This window comes from Shigella sp. FC1661 (genome assembly GCF_001712525.1).
Taxonomy (GTDB): Bacteria; Pseudomonadota; Gammaproteobacteria; order Enterobacterales; family Enterobacteriaceae; genus Escherichia; species Escherichia coli.
Genome location: NZ_MDGW01000411.1, coordinates 1 through 733 on the forward strand (window position 1 = coordinate 1; position 733 = coordinate 733).

The following is a 733-nucleotide window of genomic DNA, read 5'->3' on the forward strand; positions in this document are numbered from 1 at the left end:
CACCGGAACGTATATAGCATCCCCACAATTTTTCATTACGGGATGTTCAGAGCATTCATTACCGGGGTCATATTGCGCCCTGTCCGGGGTGCCGGATGCTCATGTCTCTGGCGCAATGCCCGGGCTTTTTATTCGCACATCGTGAGGAATGCACCGTGGAAATTAAAAAAACCATTAATCCCCGTTATACCGAAAGTGGCGCAGTAGACTGTGACGTTTTTTTTGACGACAGGGACCAGGCAGTTCCCTACACAGCCACCGCTGATGATGTCGCACCGACGGGTCAGCAAATCTGGCAGGAACTGCAAAGTGGCAAATGGGGTGAGATAGCCCCATTCACTGTGACACCAGAAATGCTGGAAGCGGCCAGAGAGGCCAGACGTCAGGAAATTGAAGCATGGCGCGCAGAACAGGAGGCGAAGCCGTTCACGTTTGAATGGAACGGTCGTATCTGGAATGCTGGTCCCGACTCACTGGGCCGCCTGTCCCCGGTAGTCATGCTGGCAAAATCTGTCACAGCACAAACACATATGGCGTGGAGCGATGCCGATAATCAGCAGGTGAAACTGTCGATGCCGGAACTGGAAGAACTGGCGGCAGCAATGGTGCAGGCGCAGGTCGATCGCAACGATGAGATTTATCGCCGTCAGCGTGAAATGAAAGAGGAGCTGAGCGGTCTGGATGATTTGGCTTCAATTCGGGCGTTTGACGTTGAGTAATGAATAAGCCGCAA

1 protein-coding gene and 1 pseudogene are annotated in these 733 nt (G+C 52.9%); both read left to right on the forward strand.

Annotation, left to right across the window (positions count from 1 at the left end; all coding sequences use genetic code 11):
- Positions 1–145 (forward strand): annotated as a pseudogene (locus BFF42_RS19220) (hypothetical protein); the annotation flags it as partial.
- Entirely contained in the window at positions 96–719 is a 624-nt protein-coding gene (locus BFF42_RS19225) for a DUF4376 domain-containing protein (protein WP_000930154.1), read from the forward strand. The pseudogene BFF42_RS19220 and the gene BFF42_RS19225, both read left to right, overlap by 50 nt.
- Positions 720–733: the final 14 nt, after the last annotated feature.